Annotated in this window: 3 protein-coding genes; all 3 read left to right on the top strand. The window is 52.8% G+C overall.

Translation table 11 applies throughout. The features are described from left to right. Positions 1-1,029, top strand: a 1,029-nt coding sequence (locus tag BZG77_RS14370) for a type I restriction-modification system subunit M (RefSeq protein WP_077647733.1), incomplete at its 5' end; no start/stop codon positions are given. Beyond that, the gene (locus BZG77_RS14375) at positions 1,016-2,176 is read left to right on the top strand and encodes a restriction endonuclease subunit S (protein ID WP_077647734.1); all 1,161 of its coding nucleotides are present in this window, start codon (positions 1,016-1,018) and stop codon (positions 2,174-2,176) included. The genes BZG77_RS14370 and BZG77_RS14375, both read left to right, overlap by 14 nt. Next, the coding region (locus BZG77_RS14380; protein WP_131826168.1) for a type I restriction endonuclease at positions 2,173-3,149 on the top strand (977 nt) is incomplete at its 3' end. The genes BZG77_RS14375 and BZG77_RS14380, both read left to right, overlap by 4 nt.

Here is a 3,149-nt window from a genome sequence, read left to right on the forward strand (position 1 = left end):
GGTAACGCCTACGAGTACCTGATCAAGAATTTCGCAGCCACCYCCGGCAAGAAAGCCGGCGAGTTCTACACCCCGCCGGAAGTCTCCGAATTGATGGCGGAGATCGTTGAACCCCAGGCCGGCGACGAGATCTGCGATCCGGCGTGCGGCTCCGCGTCCCTGTTGCTGAAATGCGCCAACCAGATTCGCAAGGAAGACGGCTCCAAGAAGTTTGCTCTGTTTGGTCAGGAAGCCATCGGCAGCACCTGGGCCCTGGCCAAAATGAATATGTTTCTGCACGGCATCGACAACCACAAACTGGAATGGGGCGACACCATTCGCAACCCACTCCTACTGGATAAGAACGGCGGTCTAAAGCATTTTGAAGTGGTGGTGGCCAACCCTCCGTTCTCACTGGAGAAGTGGGGCCACGAAGGCGCTGATGGCGACCCGTATGCTCGCTTCCGTCGCGGTGTACCGCCCAAGTCCAAGGGCGACTATGCCTTCATCCTGCACATGATCGAGACGCTGAAGCCGAAGACCGGCCGCATGGCGGTGGTTGTGCCYCACGGCGTCTTGTTCCGAGGCTCAGCGGAAGGCAAGATCCGTAAGAAGCTGATCGAAGAAAACCTGCTGGATGCGGTGATTGGCCTGCCCGAGAAACTGTTCTACGGTACCGGCATCCCGGCGGCGGTACTGGTGTTCCGTAAGGACAAGACCGACAACAAGGTGCTGTTCATCGATGCTAGCCGCGAGTTCCAGGCCGGCAAGAACCAGAACCAGTTGTCCGATGACAACATCGCCAAGGTGGTCGACACCTACAAACAGCGCGACACCCGGGATAAGTATTCCTACGTGGCCAGCCTGGAGGAAATCCAGGAGAACGACTTCAACCTCAACATCCCCCGCTACGTGGACACCTTCGAGGAAGAGGAAGAGATCGACCTAATGGCCGTGCAAGCGGAACGCAAAGAGATCGAAGCCGAGATCGCAAAGCTGAACGAGCAGATGGATGGGTATCTGAAGGAGTTGGGTTATGCATCAAAGTGAGTGGCGCCGGGAGAAGTTCGGAGACTTCTTTGATATCCGTTCAGGGGTTGGTTTCAAGTATGACGAGTACGTTGACAGTGGAATTCCCCTCGTAAAAATCGATAACGTCTCTCATGGGTTCATAAAGTGGGAGAATCGTTCATATCTTCCAGAAAGCTACGTGAACGATTTTCCCGAAATCGTATTAAAAGAAGGCGACATCTTGCTTGCCTTGAATCGCCCCATCACTAGAGGGCAACTAAAAATTGCACGCATTAGYGCTTCTGATCTTCCCGCGATTCTTTACCAACGTGTTGGCAAGATCATCGCGTTAACCGAGCAAACTCTACCTGACTTTTACTATTACCTTTTTGATCGCTTAATTTTCCGATTCGTAAGCAGGAAATCAATTGGCTCAGATCAGCCCTTCATCAGCATCACAGATCTAAAAAAAGAGCCTATCCCCCTTCCATCTGTTACCGAACAAAAAAAGATCGCCCAGATCCTCTCCACCTGGGATCAGGCCATCACCGCCACCGAGCGCCTGCTTGAGAACAGTCAACAGCGGAAAAAAGGGTTGATGCAGCAGTTGCTGACCGGGAAGAAGCGGCTGCCAGGGTTTGAGGGGGAGTGGGATAAAAAGCCTTTGGGTATTATCGCGAGAGTTTATCAACCGAAAACAATCTCTCAATCATCTCTTAAAGGGGATGGTTATCCAGTATATGGAGCGAACGGACTCATTGGCTTCTATGACCAATATAATCATGAATATGAACAAGTCGCAGTTACATGTCGAGGTAGCACATGTGGCCTGGTCAATTGGACACAACCTAAATCATGGATTACCGGGAACGCAATGGTAGTTAATGTCGATGATAATCCCGAGGTGGATAAAAGATATCTCTACTATGTTCTTGCACGATCAAGCTTGGATTACTTGGTTACGGGTTCAGGGCAGCCTCAAATTACAGGGGACATTAAACGGCACGAAGTCTTACTGCCCAGCATCACCGAACAGAATGTAATTTCTAAAATTATCCACAAGGCAGATCAGGWTATTTTACAGCTCAAAAAATATATTGGCTGCCTTGAACAAGAAAAGAAAGCCCTCATGCAACAACTCCTGACTGGCAAACGTCGGGTAAACGTGGAAACGGAGGCCGCATGAACACCACCCCTCAAGGGAATGAGCAGTATTCCAGCCATATCCCGGCCCTAGCCACCCTGATCAACCTTGGCTGGACGTTTTTGCCGGCCACCAAGTGTCAGGCCCAACGCGGCAGCCAGCGGGATGTGGTGCTGAAGCCAGTGTTGGAGCAGGTGTTACGCCAGCGTCGATTCGAGTTCAAAGGTGAATCGTACCCGTTATCTGAACAGGCCGTGGATCAGGTGATGCGTGAGATCACCACACCCTCCATGGCGCAGGGCCTGATGGCGGCTAACCAGTCCGTTTACGATATGCTAACGCTCGGCATTACCGTGACCGAGTTTGTTGACGGCAAGAAGGCCACGCCCACGATCCATCTCATCGATTGGGAGAACCTGGACAACAACCAGTTCCATGTCACCGAGGAGATGGAAGTGTTGTCCGCGCAGGGCACCCACACCCGCCGGCCGGATGTGGTGACGTTTGTGAACGGCATTCCCCTGGCGGTGATCGAGGCCAAGAAAGCGGCCTCCGGCAACCCCAATAAGGACATGGTAGAAGAAGGGATCAGCCAGAACATCCGTAACCAGAAAAACGATGAGATCCCCTACCTGTACGCCTTCGCTCAGCTGTTGTTTGCGATCAGTCGCAACGATGGCCGGTACGGCACCACGCATACGCCGATGAAGTTCTGGTCGAAGTGGCAGGATGAGGAGTTCGACGACCAGTACGTGCAGGGCATCAAGAACCAGCCGCTGTTAGCGTCGGACAAAAACACCCTATTTCAGGACAAACCCGGTAAGATCCGCGATTACTTTGAAGCCCTCTGGTCGAAGCCGATGATGCCCACCGAACAGGATCGGCTGTTAGTGGGTCTGCTCGACCGGCACCGCTTTCTAGAGTTTCTGCGGCTGTTCATTCTGTTCGACCAGAAGATTGGCAAAATCGCGGCCCGGTACCCACAGGCTTTTGGTATCAAGGCCCTGCTGGAACG

The organism is Salinivibrio sp. IB643 (genome assembly GCF_001996105.1).
GTDB lineage: Bacteria > Pseudomonadota > Gammaproteobacteria > Enterobacterales > Vibrionaceae > Salinivibrio > Salinivibrio costicola.